The following is an 18,401-nucleotide window of genomic DNA, read 5'->3' on the forward strand; positions in this document are numbered from 1 at the left end:
CGTTTAACGCTTTCAATTTGTCTGAAGAAAAGGAAAATATTCATTTTGAGCTTACCGAAGAACTTTTAGAGCAGGTTAAATTACTTGTTGACGAACAAAAAGACAAAGAACTTCAAAAGCTCTTAAAAGAGTTTCATTATGCCGATATAGCCGAAATTCTAGATGAACTTAATCTAGAGGAGGCTATTTATGTAATTAAACTACTTGATTCTGAAACGACATCAGATATTCTGATGGAGCTTGATGAAGACAATCGTGAAAAGGTTTTAAGGAATTTATCGGCAAAAGAAATTGCAGAAGAGGTTGAAGAACTCGATACCGATGATGCTGCCGATATGATTAGTGAGCTTCCTGAGGAACGTCAACAGGAAGTAATTTCAAAGATAGAAGACGAAGAGCATAAAGAGGAAATACGTGAGCTACTTGCCTACGAAGATGGTACTGCTGGAGCACTTATGGCAAAGGAGTTGGTTAAAGTTTATGAAACTTGGACCGTTGCTGGATGTTTACGACGTATAAGAGGGCAAGCTGAAGAAGTAACTAGGGTTCACTCCATTTATGTAGTGACTAAGGAGGAAAAACTTATTGGACGCCTATCTCTAAAAGATTTAATTGTTGCCAAGAACGACCAAAAAATAGCCGATATCTATATTTCTAATGTGGATTACGTAACGGTAGATGAAGAGGATGAAGAAGTGGCCAAAGTTATGGCCAAATATGATTTAGAAGCTATTCCTGTTGTCGATGAAAATAAAACCCTATTAGGCAGAATTACCATTGATGATATCGTTGATGTTATGAAAGAAGAAGCCGAAAGAGATTATCAAATGGCAGCGGGTATTACAGGTGATGTAGATTCTGATGATAGCATTTTTGAACTCACCAAAGCACGTTTGCCTTGGTTATTTTTAGGATTAATTGGAGGTGTTGGTGCTTTTTTAATTATGGAAGGTTTTAAGGGACTATTTGTAGAAAAGGCGGTTATACTATTCTTTTTTACACCTTTAATAGCAGCAATGGCAGGTAATGTAGGCGTGCAATCTAGTGCTATTATTGTCCAGGGCTTAGCTAACGATGATGTAAGAGGAAGTATCAATAGTCGTCTTTTAAAAGAAATGCTTTTAGCAGCACTTAACGGATTTGTACTGGCTATTTTCTTGTTTTTGTTCGTTTTTTTATTTGAAAGCAGAGTAGATTTAGCTCTGGCTATATCGGTTTCGCTAGTTGCCGTTATAATAGTAGCTGGCCTAATAGGCACTTTTGTACCATTGTTCCTTAATAAAAGGGGAATAGATCCTGCTATCGCAACAGGGCCATTTATAACTACAAGCAATGATATTCTTGGCATATTACTTTATTTCTGGATTGCCAAACTTATTCTTGGTATTTGATTTTGTCATACTGAACTTGTTTCAGCATCTCTTTATGTCTACTTTTGGACTTTATTAATTCTAAAAACAGAAAGTCTTTTCATTTGGAAAGGATTTAGGATAGGCCAATGAAAGTCCTGCACTTAGATACCAATCACGAATTATTAATAAATCAACTAAACGATTTAGGCTTCACAAACCATGAAGATTATAGTTCTTCAAAAGAGGACGTTGAGGCTAAAATTTCTGAATACGATGGTATTGTTATCCGTAGTAGGTTTACCATAGACAAACAATTCCTTAATGCTGCTACTAACCTCAAGTTTATAGGAAGAGTTGGTGCCGGACTAGAAAATATAGATTGTGATTATGCCAAAACTAAAGGTGTTTATTTGATTTCGGCGCCCGAGGGCAACAGAAATGCTGTGGGCGAACACACCTTAGGAATGTTATTATCCCTTTTCAACAAACTAAATAAGGCCAATAAAGAAGTATGTTCTGGTAAATGGTTAAGGGAAGAAAACCGCGGTATAGAACTAGACGGAAAAACGGTAGGGCTTATAGGTTATGGTAACATGGGTAAAGCCTTTGCAAAAAAGCTTAGAGGTTTTGATGTCTATGTGCTATGCTATGATATTAAACAAAATGTTGAAGATGCTAATGCAAAACAAGTAAGCCTGGAAGAATTTCAAGAAAAGGTAGATGTAGTAAGTTTGCATACCCCTCAAACGCCTCAAACTTTAAATATGGTTAACAAAAGGTTTATTCAGGCCTTTAAAAAACCTTTTTGGTTAATTAACACTGCAAGAGGTAAAAGTGTGGTGACTGAAGATTTGGTTTCTGCCTTAAAATCGGGTAAAATTCTAGGAGCGGGATTAGATGTTTTAGAATATGAAAAATCATCTTTCGAAAGTTTGTTTTCTTCTAAAATGCCATTAGCATTTCAATATTTAATTGACGCTGAAAATGTTTTATTATCGCCTCATGTCGCTGGATGGACCGTTGAAAGCAAAATAAAACTCGCCCAGACCATTGTAGATAAAATTAAGGCAAAATTTTGTTAACTTTAGAGTTCATCTGTATCCTCTAAAAGTAATATCGAAATAATGCAATCTAACGCCACTACGCCACAACAGTATTTAGATGAACTTCCAGAAGACAGAAAAGCACCTATCCAAAATTTAAGGCAACAGATTTTAGATAACTTACCAGAAGGCATTGTAGAAACCATGGGCTATGGCATGCTAGGCTATGTTATCCCACACTCGGTATACCCAGAAGGATATCATTGTGATCCTAAATTACCATTGCCTTTTATGAATTTGGCTTCGCAGAAAAATTTTATTGCCGTTTACAGCATGGCCATTTACGCCAAAAAAGGACTTTACGACTGGTTTATTTCAGAATACGCCAAACGCTGTAAGTACAAGTTAGACATGGGCAAAAGTTGTATACGATTAAAACGTATGGACGATATCCCTTATGAATTAATTGGAGAGCTTACAGCTAAAATAAGTGCTGAAGAGTGGATTGAAATTTACGAAGACTCTATTAAAAGTAGAAAAAAATGAAACGAGCATTAACAGATTTTGAAAACACATTCGCCAAAGAGAATGTATTAAAATTTGTAATGGGAGAACGAACTGGTTGCAAGCGTTCTCAATTTTATATTATAATTAATAAAATTTAAACGTGTGAAAAAACGAGTTACGGGTATTGGCGGATTGTTTTTTAAAACTAAAAACCCCAAAGCCACAAAAGATTGGTATAAGAAACACCTTGGTTTTAATACTGATGACTATGGATGTACGTTTTGGTGGAAAGACAATTCGGGTAAAGATTCCTCTACACAATGGAGCCCTTTTTCAAAGGATACGAATTATTTCGAACCATCAAAGAAAGACTTTATGTTCAATTACCGGGTAGATAATTTACACGACCTTATAAACACTTTAAAAGAGGAAGGTGTTACTGTTGTTGGAAATATCGAAGAATACGACTATGGTAAATTTGGTTGGGTTCTTGACAACGATGGAAATAAAATAGAGCTTTGGGAACCGGTGGACGACGCCTTTAAATAAACAATGTGTCATTAAGCGATATACTTCAGTCTTTTAATTTATCAGATTTAAAATGGTTTGCAATAGGTTTTGCAGCCTTTGTTTTGGGTATTTCCAAATCCGGAATTAAGGGTATTGGCATCATTATCATACTGATTCTTGCCTTTGTTTTTGGAGAAAAAGCCTCTACCGGTGTGTTATTACCCATGCTTATAAGTGCCGATATCTTAGCTGTAAGTTATTATAACAGGCACACCCAATGGCGTTTTATTAAAAAACTTTTACCATGGATGGTTGTTGGTGTTTTGGTTGGGGTCTGGGTAGGCGATTCTATTTCAGAAGACGTTTTTAAACGGGTTATGGCCCTTATCATTATTGGGTCTATTTTCATTATGTGGTATTTTGAAAAAAGAAAATCGGTTAGCGTACCTCAAAATAAATTATTCTCGAGTTCTACTGGGTTCTTAGCGGGTTTTACTACCATGATAGGAAACCTAGCGGGGCCTATTTCCAATATTTATTTTCTAGCTATGCGATTACCAAAAAATGAATTTATAGGTACTGCAGCATGGTTGTTTTTTATAATTAACGTGTTCAAATTACCGTTTCATTTTTTTGTTTGGAAAACGGTTTCAAAAGAAACCCTAGTACTTAATTTAACCTTATTTCCTCTGGTAGCCTTGGGTTTCTTTATAGGAGCTAAATTGGTAAAACGCATATCTAATGCTAATTATAGGCGCTTTATAATTATTGTTACGGCTATTGGTGGTTTAATTATGTTATTCCGCTAACAATGAAGTTTTTGTAACATAATTAAAATTTAATATACATATCATGTAAAGTGATTTATAATTTTTAAATTTAATGTCTAACCATAATTCAAAATAAAATGTCTGACGAGAAAAGTTTAAGCGACGACCTAAATGACATGTTAGGTGACGCCAAAGAAGGTGCTAAAAAAGCGGCCGATAAAGCCGGAGAAATAGCTGGGGAAGCCAAAGAAAAAGCAAAAGAGTTTGCAAGTGAAGCTAAGGAAACTGCCTCTGAGTTTGCTGACAGCGCAAAAGAAACTTTTGAGGAAGTTACAGGAGAAAATAAAAAAGTTGTTGCCGGAATTCTAGGAATTTTTTTAGGATGGACTGGTGCTCATAAGTTTATTCTTGGCTATAAGAAAGAAGGGCTTATTTTACTTAGTATTTTTCTAATATCTATCCCTCTTACATGCCTTATAATTGGTGCCTTTACAATTTACATACCTGTAATAATAGGAATAATTGAAGGCATTATTTACCTCACTAAATCTGATGAAGAATTTTATAACACCTACCAAGTTGGAAAAAAACCTTGGTTCTAAAATATATTTTAGGAAAAGTCAAAATTATACAGTTTGGCTTTTTTCTTTTATTTTAATATCGTAATATTGCAATATATAAATAACAATGGGAATAACTAAATCACAAATATTTACGCAAAGACAAAACAACCTAGCTCATTTTTTTAAAGTTCTAGGGCACCCTGCTCGTGTGGCCATCCTTCAATATATTAGCAAGCAAAATGCCTGTATTTGCAATGATTTAGTTGAAGAAATCGGACTCGCTCAGGCTACTATTTCACAACATTTAAAAGAACTAAAAAGTATTGGATTATTAAAAGGTGAAATAGAGGGAAAAAGTATGTGCTACTGCATAAATGTAGAACGCTGGGAAGAAATTCAAAATGAACTGAATACGTTTTTCAATAACACCAAAACGAACTGCTGTTAGTCCATAATAAGCATACGGTTGCTAACCCAAATAAAAAATAGACACATGAAAACACAAGAATTATTTAACATACTGGAACAGAATCAAGGTAAATCACTATGCTTTGAATATGCACCCAATCTCATGGTAGGAACCAATTACCACATTACCGAAGTTAAACATATCGCTGTAGAATCTGTGGATTGTGGGGCCAATGCCGATAGTTGGAATGAAACCATTATTCAATTATGGGAAAGCCCAAGCGAGATTGAAAAAACAAATTACATGTCTGTTTATAAGGCATTGGGCATTCTTAAAAAAGTAGGCAAAATGAAATCGTATCGATTAGATGCCGAAGTTAAATTTGAATATAGTAACGAAACCTTCCATACAGCTCAATTATTTGTTAACGATTACGAAATACAGGGCACTAACTTAATATTTAAATTAGCCGTTGAGAAAACCGATTGCAAAGCAAAAGAAACTTGTGGTATTCCAGAAGACAAACTAACTATGGAGCCTACAAACGCTTGTTGCTCGCCAAGCAGTGGTTGTTGTTAAACCAATGTCATTCTGAGTTTTTCTCTGAAAAACGTGAGAATCTACCTGTTTAAATAAATAGATTCCCGCTGAAGTGTATCTTGCGAGATAGTCAAAAGACGGGAATAACAAAAATATTATATGAATAAAACACTATTTAAAGAAGTTTCAAAAACTATAGAATCATTAGACATAAACTCAGTTTCTGATGAAAGAAGAAATATACTTACTCCATTAGTTGATTATTTAAAGGAAAAGACAGAAGCCAATGACCCCATTCGATTAAACTTTATTTGTACGCACAACTCCAGGAGAAGCCATTTATCGCAAATATGGGCACAGACCATGGCTGCTTATTTTAATATCGATAAGGTTTCATGTTATTCGGGTGGTACCGAAGCCACCGCTATGTTTCCAAAAGTAGGTGAAACTTTAGTGAATCAAGGGTTTAAGATTAATAAACTTTCTGAAGGCAACAATCCTGTTTATAGTGTTAAGTATTCGCAAAACGAACCTGCTGTGATTGCATTTTCAAAAACGTATGGAGATACTTTTAATCCAACTTCAGAATTTGCAGCAATTATGACCTGTTCTTCTGCAGATGAAGGTTGCCCTATGGTTTTTGGTTGTGATAAACGTGTTGCAATAACTTACGAAGACCCAAAAAAATCTGATGGCACACCACAACAAACCGAAACCTATTTTAATAGAAGTTTAGAAATTGCTACCGAGATGAAATTTATTTTTTCTTCTTTAGATTAAGAAATTCAAAGCCATAATCTAAGGGAAGTAAATCTCCAAAACGTCTGCTTCCCATATGTCCTGAAAATATTATGTTTTCAACCTCTGAGTAATTTCCATAGATATCCAATAGGAAGTAAGGAGCCAATATTTGAATACTAGAAGCCTGTTTATATTTGAACACAACAGTAACAGGTTTTTCTTTCTCCGGACTCATTTTTTTTATGGCAGTATCATTAAAAAATTTTGAATTAAAAATAGTATCTGGATTTAACTCAATGCTCTTTTGATATAACCTAAAGTTCTCTTTTTTTAACCTACCTGCATATAAGGCACGCATGAAATGAAGTATTGAACCCTCAAAAGCCTTTTTTCTGCTTTTACGGGCTTTCTTTCCATCAAAATTTGAAATGTTCTGGTAAAAAGGATTGCCTCTAAATCCTATAGATTTCACTTCAAAACCGTTTCTTTTAGGATTAACATTAGTAAACTCGGCCCAAAAAGTATTGAGTTCGTAAGTGATTTTATATTGGAGTGCTCTGTTTTCTATCTGCAACGGTGCAGAGGCGTGTGCGACTAGCTTACGTTCCTTCTTTAAGTATCTAATTATTAATGCGTCTTCATTAAGTATCTCACAGGATCTACCAAACTTAGATGTCCCCAGAAATTCTTTTCTGAATACTTTTAGTTTTTCTTCTCTAGCTAAACCATCATTAGTATTAATGAGGACCTCATCTAACTGCTCATGACTTTCCTCGAGATATATGGTATATGAATTTTGCGTTCTGTAATCTGTAATAAGTTGTTTTTCGTATCCTAAGAAGGAAATAACCAAAGGAGACTGAATAGCCTCAGAATAATCAATAGAAAAATGTCCCTCTGCGTTTGTTATAGTGCCTTTAGTTGTATTATCGAAGTATACAACCGCTGTCTCAATAGGTTTTTGGGTCTTGGCATCTAAAACAATTCCTGTAATGGTTTGGGAATATCCCAAAAAACCCAAAAAATAAATCAAAATGCAAAGGCATTTAATTCTCATTGTTTTCCGTTAGTTTTTGTTCTAATTCGGCTTGAAATTCTTCCATGACGGGTCTTACGGTACTTTCGGGTAAATCGGCAATTTTAATGTACATAAGCCCATCGACCGAGTTATTGAACAACGGATCTACATTAAAGGCCACCAAACGCGCATTTTGCTTTATGTATTTTTTTAGAAGCACTGGAAGTCTTAAGGCCCCGGGTTCTATTTCGTCAATAATTTTGTCGAACTTATTTAAATCAGCTTCGGTTTCATCGAAAACAAAGTCCTTATCGGCATCTTTAAGCTTAACTTTAAATTCTTTTTTAGGCCTTACATATTGTGCCAAATAAGGATCGTAATAATGTGATTTCATAAACTCTATCATCAACGACTTAGAGAATTTAGAAAACTGATTGCTAATACTTACGCCCCCTATTAAATAATTGTGCTCAGGATAACGAAGTGTGGTATGCACAATACCTTTCCAAAGTAAAAATAAAGGCATTGGTTTTTGTTGATAGGCTTTAATAATGAACGCTCTGCCCATTTCTATAGACTCGCTCATCATTTTATACAATTCTGGTTCGAACCTAAATAAATCCTGTAAATAAAAGCCATCTATACCATATCGTGCAAATATTTTAGAACCGAGCCCCATACGGTAAGCTCCAGCTATGAGCTTCTTGTCATTATCCCACAAAAACATGTGGTGGTAATAGGTATCAAAAGCATCTAGATCTATAGCTTCATTGGTTCCTTCGCCAACTTCCCTAAAAGTGATTTCTCGCAACCTTCCAATTTCCCTAAGAATATTAGGAATCTTATCGGCAGGCGCCAAATACACTTCGTAATTTTTACTTTCCAGAAGCCTATAATCTTCCTGTTTAAGAGTCTTGACTTCGGACTCCATAACACTCGTTTCTATAGGCGTAACAATACGCTTTGGAGGTTTAATGGTTTTTAAAGAGGAAGGTATTTTATCTAGTATTTTAGATTTGTCTTCGAAAGAATTAGACAGCATATAAGTCTTCTTTCTTATAAACTCTGAAAACTCTTCAAGAGACTTATACTCCTTTTGGTCTTTGACCAAAATTGGCCTACCTATCCTAACTTTTATTACTCTTCGTTTTTGTGTCAATAATTCCGAAGGCAGCTTTGCCGTTCTAAACGTATCGCTAATTTTCGAAAGTTTATAAAACAGCTTACTGTTCTTGGCGTGAAAGTAAATAGGCACGACAGGTACTTGAGCTTTCATCACTAATTTCATGGCGGCTTCTTCCCAAGGTCTGTCTACGACCAATTTACCATCGCGATAAGTGGATACTTCACCTGCGGGAAATATACCTAGGGGATGTCCTTCTCGTAAATGTAAAATTGAATTCTTGAACCCAGCAATACTAGAGGCTGCATCCTTTCGGTCTTCAAAAGGATTAACCGGCATAATGTAAGGTTTTAGAGGTGCTATTCTGTGTAATAAAAAATTAGCGATAATTTTAAAGTCGCTTCGTTGCTCCAACATTAACTTTAATAGCAAAATACCATCAATTCCTCCAAGCGGATGGTTAGAAATGGTAATGTAAGCACCATCTTTTGGTAAACGTTTTAAATCTTCTTCTGGAATTTCAAATTTTATTTGAAAATCGTCTAGAATACCATTCAAAAAATCTAAATCGCTTAAATGCTTATTACGTTTATAAATTTTATTTAATGTAGATATCTTAAGAACCTTCATTAAAATCCAACCGATAAAAGTACCCAAAAAGCCATACTTATCTAACTGAATGGCTTTTGCAACCTCTTTGGCAGATACTAATCCGGAATCTTGTTGTCTCATAATTAGGGTAAATGTAATAAATACTTTACTTAGTTACTATTTGTACTGTTTGTTCTGTTAATTGTTTAAGTAAAACTTGTTTATCCTTTTCAATATTGTCAATAGCTGATTGCGTATAATGCCGAATCGTGTACAAAGAAACATTTTCGTAATAAGTCACACTAAATTTAGCACGTAACTGCTGTAATAACTTTTCTAAATTATTATAGATATTATCAATACATACCGAAAAACTAATTGCCGAGTTTTGAATCATATCTACTTTCATTTTATGAGTATCCAATAAATTAAAAATATCTCTAATATTATCTTCTACGATATATGAAAAATCTAATGACGCTATCGCTATTAAAACTTGATTTTGCTTTAGCATAAAACAGGGTACCGCCGGTTCTAATGGCAGCCCCTTACCAATTCTAGTCCCCGATTGATCTGGGTTTAAAAACGATTTTACATAAAGAGGTATTTCTTTACGCTGCAATGGCTGCAGTGTTTTGGGATGTATAACCGAGGCCCCATAAAAAGCTAACTCTATGGCTTCTTGATACGATATTTTCTTTAAAAGCTGGGTGTTTTCAAAATACCTTGGATCTGCGTTTAGCACCCCAGGAACATCTTTCCAAACTGTAACACTTTGTGCATTTAGACAATACGCTAAAATAGCAGCCGTGTAATCGCTTCCCTCTCTCCCTAACGTAGTTGTAAAATTATTGGAATCGCTTGCTATAAACCCCTGCGTAACATTTAAAACCGAATTGTCAATTGAAGACACAATAGCTTTACGTGTAGCATCCCAATTAACATTTGCTTTTCTATAATATGAATCTGTCTTAATAAGCGCTCTAATATCAACCCAATTATTATGTATGCCTTGGTGATTTAAATACTCGAAAATTATCGTAGTGGATAATAGTTCCCCATAACTGACAATTTGATCGTAAACAAAATCGTAGTTTGGTGATTTGTTAACCTTAATAAAGGTTCTAATTTCTTCGAATAGGAGTTTTATCTTATTAAAAACCTGATGATTTTCTTTTTCGAATAAATCGAACAGAATGTCATTGTGGAATTTGAAAACCTCTTGTATTGAGCTTTGTAGTTCAGATTTATTGTCAAAATAATTAAAAACGACTCGCTCTAATGCATTGGTGGTTTTAGCCATGGCAGACACAATAACCACTCCTTTAGTGTAGCCAACTTTTTTTAGTACTAGGGCTAAGTTCCTAACGCCATCGGCATCTTTAACCGAGGCGCCGCCAAACTTAAATATCTGCATGATTTAATTTGGCTATATAGTTGTCTATACTTTCTTTACTCATTTGCACCACATCCCAATCTCGCATAACCTTGGCGCCTTTACTTTCGTAAAACGCTATGGCGGGCTCGTTCCAATCTAATACCTCCCAATTAATACGTTTTACGCCTAATCTATGGCTATGCTTCACGATTTCATCTAATAGTGCAGACCCTAGTCCCAATCCTCTAAAACTCTTATTGATTATTAAATCTTCTAAATGAATTGCTTTTCCTTTCCAAGTGGAGTAGCGGTTGTAACCTAGGGCAATACCTTCTACTTGTCCTTCAATTTCGGCTACATAGCAAAAAAATGCTGGGTTTTTTCCAAAACCATCACGTTCTAAATCTTTAACAGTAACCTCCACAGCTTCAGGTTCTTTCTCAAATTCGGCCAACTGTTTAATCAATTCTAAAACACGTGGCATATCTGTTATAGTCGCTTTTCTAATTTTATAATCCATGACCTAAATATTCTAATCAAAAATAATTTAAAAAATTGTTTTTTAGCTTTTTAAAAATAAGTTTAGTTTAAGTATAAGAAATTAATAAATCCTGTAAACAAACCTACTTTCTTTGACGAAAACGTTGTAGTTGCCATAAAATTAACAGATATTTGCGTTAAACTAACACAACATTTTTATGTCCAACAAAAAGCAAACATTAGGTGAATTTATAATCGAAAATCAAACGTCGTTTAAATATTCGTCTGGTGAATTATCGAGCCTCTTAAATTCCATCCGACTAGCGGCAAAAGTTGTAAATCATGAAGTAAACAAAGCAGGTCTAGTTGATATTATTGGTGCTGCTGGCGACACAAACATACAAGGTGAGGACCAGCAAAAATTGGATGTTTATGCCAATGAAAAATTTATTCAAACACTTACTAAAAGAAACATTGTTTGTGGAATTGCCAGTGAAGAAGAAGATGATTACATAACCATCAACAGCCAAGATGAAAACCATCAAAATAAATACGTGGTTTTAATAGATCCCTTAGATGGATCTTCTAATATTGATGTGAATGTTTCGGTTGGGACAATCTTTTCTATATACAGAAGAATAACACCTATAGGAACACCTGTGCAATTAGAAGACTTTTTACAAAAAGGTAGTGAGCAAGTTGCAGCAGGTTATGTCGTTTATGGAACGTCGACCATGTTAGTTTATACAACTGGAGATGGGGTAAATGGATTTACGCTTAACCCTGCAATTGGGTCTTTTTATTTATCGCACCCTAGTATGGAGTTCCCTGTAGATGGTAATATTTACTCTGTTAACGAGGGTAATTATGTGCATTTCCCACAAGGTGTAAAAAATTATATTAAGTATTGCCAAGAAGAAGTTGACGACAGACCTTATACCTCAAGATACATTGGGTCTCTAGTTTCAGATTTCCATAGAAATATGATTAAAGGTGGAATTTATCTTTACCCTCAGAGTTCAAAAAATCCTAACGGAAAGCTGCGTTTACTATACGAATGTAATCCAATGGCGTTTTTAGCAGAACAAGCCAATGGTAAAGCCAGTGATGGTTTTACTAGAATTATGGATATTGAGCCAACGGAACTTCACCAACGTGTACCTTTTATTTGTGGTAGTAAAAATATGGTAGAAAAAGCTGAGGAGTTTATGCACAAGTCTAGATATAGCGTTTAGACTATTTAAACACACTACTTAAAAATAAAAAAGCGAACTATTAAGGTTCGCTTTTCTTATTATATAACTTATTGTTTTCTAAAGTGCCACTAAATCACCTGCTTCATTTTTAGTAGGAAGGTCAGATTTACCCATTAGGTAAATATCGACTTGGCGTGCTGCCTCTCTACCTTCTGAAATAGCCCAAACAATTAGTGATTGTCCGCGACGCATATCGCCAGCTGTGAATATATTAGGGATATTGGTTTGATACTTTCCGTATTCTGCTTTGTAGTTAGAACGGGCATCTCTCTCAATACCTAACTTATCTGCTAATGTACTTTCCGGACCTGTAAATCCAAGAGCCAATAATGCTAAATCGCATGGCCATGTTTTCTCAGTACCTTCAACTTCGACCAATTTAGGACGCTGACCAGGAACCATTTCCCATTCAACATTTACAGTTTTAAGCGCCACTAATTTACCTTTATCATCTGTAACAAACTCCTTAGTATTGATTAACCAGTTTCGTTCTACACCTTCTTGATGAGAAGAAGACGTCTTTAACTGTAATGGCCAATATGGCCAAGGTGTTGTTGGTGAACGATGTCCTGGTGGCTTTGGCATAATTTCGAAATTGGTAACCGATTTAGCACCCTGACGATTAGAAGTTCCTATACAATCTGAACCTGTATCTCCACCTCCAATAACAACAACATCTTTTCCAGTTGCTAAAACTTGGTCTTTAACTTCTTTTCCAAAAACCACTTTGGTTTGTTGCGTTAAGAAATCCATAGCTTGTACTACACCATCGGCATCAATACCTGGTGTTGGTAAGCTACGTCTTTCTGTAGCACCACCACAAAGCACAATGGCATCGAAAGATTTTAACGCCTCAACATCATAATTTACACCAACATTAACGTTGGTTTTAAATGTGATACCTTCTGCTTCTAAAATGGCTACACGACGGTCTATGATTTCCTTTTCCATTTTAAAGTTAGGAATACCATAACGTAAAAGCCCACCTATTTCATCATCTCTTTCAAAAACAGTAACGGTGTGTCCCGCTCTATTTAATTGTTGTGCAGTTGCTAATCCTGCAGGTCCAGAACCTACCACAGCAACAGATTTTTCTGTTCTAACCTTTGGAGGTTGAGGCTTAATCCAACCCTCTGCAAAAGCACGCTCAACAATGTTCTTTTCTATATTTTCGATAGATACTGGATCTTCGATAATTCCTAATACACATGATTTTTCACATGGAGCAGGACATAAACGTCCAGTAAACTCAGGGAAATTATTTGTTGAATGTAAAATCCATGATGCTTTTTGCCACTCCCCTTGGTGTACCATATGGTTAAAATCTGGTATTAGATTCCCCAATGGACAACCACTGTGACAAAACGGAATACCACAGTCCATACAACGTGATCCTTGTTTTGTAATTTCTTCCTCAGATAAAGGAACAGTAAACTCTTTATAGTGTTTTACACGGTCTGTTACCGGTTTATAAGACTCATCCTGTCTGTCAAATTCTTTAAATCCTGTTACTTTTCCCATGACCTTATGCTATTTCTAATTCTTCAACCATTGGCTCTTCGTTAGCAATTCTTTCTAACGCTACCTTATATTCTTTTGGCATTACTTTTACAAACTTAGGTAAGTAATTATCCCAGTCGGCTAAAATTTCTTTACCTCTGTTACTGTTTGTATAAGCTACATGATTTGTTATCAATTCTTTTAATTCGGCTTCATCGGCATCAGTAATTGGGTCAAAATCAATAGTCTCTTCGTTACATAGACCATTAGTAAATTGTCCTGATTCATTTAATACAAATGCATAACCACCACTCATACCGGCAGCAAAGTTTCTACCTGTTTTACCAAGAACAACAATTTTTCCACCCGTCATATACTCACAACAGTGATCACCAACACCTTCTACTACCGCTGTAGCTCCAGAATTACGAACTGCAAAACGCTCTCCTGCAATACCGTTAATGTAAGCCTCCCCGTGAACGGCTCCGAATAAACAAACATTACCAACTATAATATTGTTTTCTGCAATGAAATCTGCTGTTACAGGTTTTTTAACAATAAGTTTAGCTCCAGAAAGTCCTTTTCCGAGGTAATCGTTTGTATTACCCTCTAGAGTAAAGGTTAAACCATGAGCTCCAAAGGCTCCAAAACTCTGACCTGCAGAACCTGTAAAGTTTATATTTAACGTATCTTCTGGTAAACCTAAATGTCCGTAAATTTTAGAGATTTCATTACTTACAATGGCGCCCACCGTTCTATCTACATTTTTGATAGGATACGCTAAGTTCATTTTCTCTTTTCTATAAAGTGCACGATGTGAATCTTTAAGAATCGTGAAATCGATTACTTCTTCTAAGTTATGATCTTGTTTCTCTGTGTTTCTTATGGTAAGATCATGATACTCGGCTGGTCTGTGTAAAATACTTGATAAATCCAACCCTTTAGCCTTGTAATGCTTGATGGCTTTATTGGCATTGATTTTTTGAGTCTGACCTACCATTTCCTCAACAGTTCTAAACCCTAACTGCGCCATGATTCCTCTTAATTCTTCAGCTACATAATAGAAGAAATTAATAACGTGCTCTGGTGTTCCTTTAAAATTTTTACGTAACTCTTTATCTTGAGTAGCAACACCTACGGGACATGTATTTAAGTGACATTTGCGCATCATAATACAACCAGAAGCAACTAATGGCGCCGTTGCAAAACCGAATTCCTCAGCACCTAATAGAGCTGCAATGGCAACATCACGACCAGTTTTTAACTGTCCGTCGCATTCTACAACAATTCTACTTCTTAAGTCATTAAGCACTAAAGTCTGTTGTGCTTCAGATAAACCAAGCTCCCAAGGTAAACCAGCATGCTTTAATGATGTTAATGGTGACGCCCCTGTACCGCCATCGAAACCTGATATTAATACAACATCAGCTTTAGCTTTGGCAACACCAGCAGCAATAGTACCCACGCCAACCTCAGATACTAATTTTACATTAATTCTAGCTTCGCGATTCGCATTCTTTAAATCGTATATTAACTGAGCTAAATCCTCGATAGAGTAAATATCGTGATGCGGCGGTGGCGAAATCAATCCTACGAAAGGCGTGGAGTTTCTGGCATCTGCAATCCATGGTAATACTTTTTCACCTGGAAGCTGTCCACCTTCACCTGGCTTAGCACCTTGAGCCATTTTAATTTGAATCTCTTGAGCGTTCGATAAGTAATGTGATGTTACACCAAAACGACCAGAAGCTACCTGTTTAATGGCAGAGTTTCTACTATCTCCGTTAACGTCTTTTTGGAAACGGCGTCTGTCTTCACCACCTTCACCAGAATTGGATTTTCCTCCAATACGGTTCATGGCAATGGCCAAATTTTCATGGGCTTCACGAGAAATAGACCCGTAAGACATCGCACCAGTTTTAAAGCGCTTAACAATTTCTGTCCAAGGTTCTACCTCTTCTAATGGAATTGGGTCTAATCTATCAAACTCAAACAATCCACGAATGGTCATTAATTTTTCAGACTGCTCGTTTATAGTTTTAGAATAAATATCGTAGCTATTCTGATCACTCAACCTAACGGCTTGCTGTAATTTAGCAACGGTTGTTGGATTAAACATGTGGCGCTCACCATTACGTCTCCATCTGTAATCCCCACCAATATTTAATCCTAAGCGATTTTTAATTTGAGTATCTGGATAAGCGTATTTATAACGCTCGTTAATTTCTTTTTCTATCTCGTATAATCCAATACCTTCAATCCTAGAAGCTGTATACGGGAAATATTTTTCTACAAACTGTGAATTGAAACCAACAATTTCGAATATTTGAGAACCTCTGTAAGAATGTAATGTTGAAATTCCAATCTTATTCATAATTTTCAACAAGCCTTTACCGATGGCTTTATTGAAATTCTCAACGGCTTCTTCTTCGTTTAAATCACTAATAAAGCCTTCCTTAACCTGCATTCTAATAATCTCGTTCACCATATAAGGATTAATAGCCGAAGCACCGTATCCAAATAGGGTTGCAAAATGATGTGGCTCACGAGGTTCTGCAGATTCGATAATAATATCGAAATAAGAACGCTTGCGTAAACGGTTTAATTGGTGATTTACATAAGAACAAGCTAATAATGCAGGAATGGGCGCAAAATCTTTATTTACACCTCTATCGGAAAGAATAATGATATTTGTTTTTCTATCTAAAGCCTTTTCAACTTGTCTTACAATATCTTCTAAAGCATCTTCCAATCCGTTTAAACCTTGCGCTTTTGGATAAAGCATTTGGATGGTTTCTGCCTTAAAACTTTCTACTTGAATGGTTCTAATCTTTTCGAGGTCTCCATTAGAGATTACAGGGTTCTGAATACGTAGCTTTCTACATTGTCTTTCGGTAATACTGAAAATATTACGATCCTTACCAAGATTTAAACTAATATCTGTTACAATTTCTTCACGGATACCATCTAATGGCGGATTGGTTACCTGTGCGAATAATTGTTTAAAGTAATTTGAAATTAACTGAGGTCTATCTGACAGTACTGCCAAAGGTGTATCTATACCCATAGAGCCCAGGGCTTCCTTGCCTTTTTGAGCCATTGGGGTAATCACCTCCTGAATGTCCTCGATAGTATAATTGAATAAACGCTGACGTGTTTTAATGTCGATAGTTTCTATAGGACACGTTTCGTTAGTGTAAGGTACATCTCTTAAATGTAATCTCGTTTTGTTTAACCATTCTTTATATGGTCTTTCAGAAACTACTTTACTTTTTATTTCTTCGTCATCGATAATACGTCCTTCGTTCATATCAACTAAGAACATCTTACCTGGCTCTAATCTACCATGTAATTCTACATCGGCTGGGTCAACATCAACCACACCAACTTCAGATGACATGATCAATTTACCACTCTTAGTTAATGTATATCTAGAAGGTCTTAAACCGTTTCTGTCTAATAATGCACCAATATAATCGCCGTCAGTGAACGGAATAGATGCAGGACCATCCCAAGGCTCCATAATACAACAGTTGTATTCATAGAATGCCTTTTTCTCTTCACTCATGGTTTTGTGTTTTTCCCATGCTTCAGGAATCATCATCATCATGATTTCCGGTAAAGAACGATCGGTATGTGTTAGTAATTCCACTACCATATCCATAGAAGCAGAATCTGATTTACCTGGAAGTACTATTGGGAATAACTTATCGATTTGCGGACCGAAAACATCACTCTTCATTATCTCTTCGCGCACACGCATTCTACTTACGTTTCCACGAAGGGTATTAATCTCACCATTCTGACACATAAAACGGAAAGGCTGAGCCAATTCCCAAGCAGGCATGGTATTGGTAGAAAAACGTTGGTGTACCAAAGCCAATCTAGTCACTAAGTCTTTTTGCTGTAAATCTGTGTAATAAGGCCCTATATCTTCTGGCATGATAATACCTTTATATATAAGGGTGGTTGTAGATAAACTAGGAATGTAAAAATAATCGCTTTGCGAAATCTTAGACAATCTTATTTCATGCTCTGTAATCTTTCTAGCTGCGTACAACTTTGCCTTGAATGTAGCCTCGCTAATATCTTCTGTTTTACCAACAAACAACTGCTCTATGGTAGGCTCTGAAGCCTTTGCAATTTGCCCTAGTTGGGAAGAATCTACCGGTACATCTCGCCACCCAAGGATTTTTAAGCCCTGCGCTTTAATTTCTTTCTCGAAAGTATCTTTACAAAACTCGTACTGATTGTAAACTTTTGGCAAGAAAACCATACCTACAGCATACTCTCTTTGAGCTGGTATTTCAAAATCACAAACACGTTTAAAGTAATCGTGAGGGATATCAATTAACAAACCAGCACCATCTCCTGTTTTTCCATCGGCACTAACGCCTCCACGGTGCTCTAATTTTACCAAAATCTCTAATGCATCATGGATGATTTGATTTGTCTTTTCTCCTTTAAGATTACAAATAAAACCGGCACCACAATTCTCATGTTCAAATTCTGGCGAATACATTCCTTGTTTCTTCAGCATAATCAACTAATTATATTGGTTTAAAACGTGACTAAGTAAGCGAAGATAGTTATACATTTTAAATTAATAATAATGTGGTT

The 18,401-nt window shown here is 35.8% G+C and carries 16 protein-coding genes; 10 read left to right on the top strand and 6 right to left on the bottom strand.

Annotation, left to right across the window (positions count from 1 at the left end):
- The first annotated feature begins 17 nt into the window (after positions 1-17).
- The 9 genes from mgtE (at position 18) to M0214_RS04935 (ending at position 6,474) form a co-directional block, all read left to right on the top strand.
- Positions 18-1,391: a magnesium transporter gene (gene mgtE / locus M0214_RS04895; protein ID WP_248724350.1), complete on the top strand. Its 1,374-nt coding sequence runs from the start codon at positions 18-20 to the stop codon at positions 1,389-1,391.
- 107 nt (positions 1,392-1,498) lie between these two features.
- Positions 1,499-2,434, top strand: coding sequence for a 2-hydroxyacid dehydrogenase (locus M0214_RS04900; protein ID WP_248724351.1), 936 nt, complete (start codon positions 1,499-1,501; stop codon positions 2,432-2,434).
- A 42-nt stretch (positions 2,435-2,476) separates the two neighbouring features.
- A complete protein-coding gene (locus M0214_RS04905; RefSeq protein ID WP_248724352.1) occupies positions 2,477-2,941 on the top strand; it encodes a DUF1801 domain-containing protein in 465 nt (154 codons plus the stop codon).
- Between the two features lie 123 nt (positions 2,942-3,064).
- Positions 3,065-3,451, top strand: coding sequence for a VOC family protein (locus M0214_RS04910; protein ID WP_248724353.1), 387 nt, complete (start codon positions 3,065-3,067; stop codon positions 3,449-3,451).
- 5 nt (positions 3,452-3,456) lie between these two features.
- The gene (locus M0214_RS04915; protein ID WP_248724354.1) at positions 3,457-4,221 is read left to right on the top strand and encodes a sulfite exporter TauE/SafE family protein; all 765 of its coding nucleotides are present in this window, start codon (positions 3,457-3,459) and stop codon (positions 4,219-4,221) included.
- A gap of 98 nt (positions 4,222-4,319) precedes the next feature.
- Positions 4,320-4,784 carry a TM2 domain-containing protein gene (locus tag M0214_RS04920; protein ID WP_248724355.1) on the top strand — a complete coding sequence of 155 codons (465 nt, stop codon included), beginning with the start codon at positions 4,320-4,322 and terminating at the stop codon, positions 4,782-4,784.
- A gap of 85 nt (positions 4,785-4,869) precedes the next feature.
- Positions 4,870-5,193 carry a helix-turn-helix transcriptional regulator gene (locus M0214_RS04925; RefSeq protein WP_248724356.1) on the top strand — a complete coding sequence of 108 codons (324 nt, stop codon included), beginning with the start codon at positions 4,870-4,872 and terminating at the stop codon, positions 5,191-5,193.
- A 45-nt stretch (positions 5,194-5,238) separates the two neighbouring features.
- Entirely contained in the window at positions 5,239-5,733 is a 495-nt protein-coding gene (locus M0214_RS04930) for a DUF6428 family protein (RefSeq protein ID WP_248724357.1), read from the top strand.
- A gap of 120 nt (positions 5,734-5,853) precedes the next feature.
- Positions 5,854-6,474, top strand: a complete 621-nt coding sequence (locus M0214_RS04935) for a low molecular weight phosphatase family protein (RefSeq protein WP_248724358.1) — start codon at positions 5,854-5,856, stop codon at positions 6,472-6,474.
- Here M0214_RS04935 and M0214_RS04940 read toward each other — a convergent pair.
- The 4 genes from M0214_RS04940 to M0214_RS04955 are packed head-to-tail and all read right to left on the bottom strand — an operon-like array spanning position 6,452 to position 11,065.
- On the bottom strand, positions 6,452-7,468 hold the full coding sequence (locus M0214_RS04940) for a carboxypeptidase-like regulatory domain-containing protein (RefSeq protein WP_248724359.1): 1,017 nt from the start codon (positions 7,466-7,468) through the stop codon (positions 6,452-6,454). The two genes, M0214_RS04935 and M0214_RS04940, sit on opposite strands and share 23 nt — an antisense overlap.
- 13 nt (positions 7,469-7,481) lie before the next feature.
- Entirely contained in the window at positions 7,482-9,308 is a 1,827-nt protein-coding gene (locus M0214_RS04945) for a GNAT family N-acyltransferase (RefSeq protein WP_248724360.1), read from the bottom strand.
- A gap of 25 nt (positions 9,309-9,333) precedes the next feature.
- On the bottom strand, positions 9,334-10,584 hold the full coding sequence (locus M0214_RS04950; protein WP_248724361.1) for an aspartate kinase: 1,251 nt from the start codon (positions 10,582-10,584) through the stop codon (positions 9,334-9,336).
- The gene (locus M0214_RS04955; RefSeq protein WP_248724362.1) at positions 10,571-11,065 is read right to left on the bottom strand and encodes a GNAT family N-acetyltransferase; all 495 of its coding nucleotides are present in this window, start codon (positions 11,063-11,065) and stop codon (positions 10,571-10,573) included. Before M0214_RS04955 ends, M0214_RS04950 begins: the two co-directional genes overlap by 14 nt.
- Positions 11,066-11,243: 178 nt before the next feature.
- On the opposite strand from M0214_RS04955, the gene fbp reads away from it, so the two are divergent.
- Entirely contained in the window at positions 11,244-12,260 is a 1,017-nt protein-coding gene (gene fbp, locus M0214_RS04960) for a class 1 fructose-bisphosphatase (RefSeq protein WP_248724363.1), read from the top strand.
- A 78-nt stretch (positions 12,261-12,338) separates the two neighbouring features.
- Here fbp and M0214_RS04965 read toward each other — a convergent pair whose 3' ends face one another.
- The gene (locus M0214_RS04965; protein WP_248724364.1) at positions 12,339-13,802 is read right to left on the bottom strand and encodes a glutamate synthase subunit beta; all 1,464 of its coding nucleotides are present in this window, start codon (positions 13,800-13,802) and stop codon (positions 12,339-12,341) included.
- Between the two features lie 4 nt (positions 13,803-13,806).
- On the bottom strand, positions 13,807-18,321 hold the full coding sequence (gltB, locus tag M0214_RS04970; RefSeq protein ID WP_248724365.1) for a glutamate synthase large subunit: 4,515 nt from the start codon (positions 18,319-18,321) through the stop codon (positions 13,807-13,809).
- Positions 18,322-18,401: the final 80 nt, after the last annotated feature.

Origin of the sequence: Seonamhaeicola sp. ML3 (assembly GCF_023273855.1) — a bacterium.
GTDB lineage: Bacteria > Bacteroidota > Bacteroidia > Flavobacteriales > Flavobacteriaceae > Seonamhaeicola.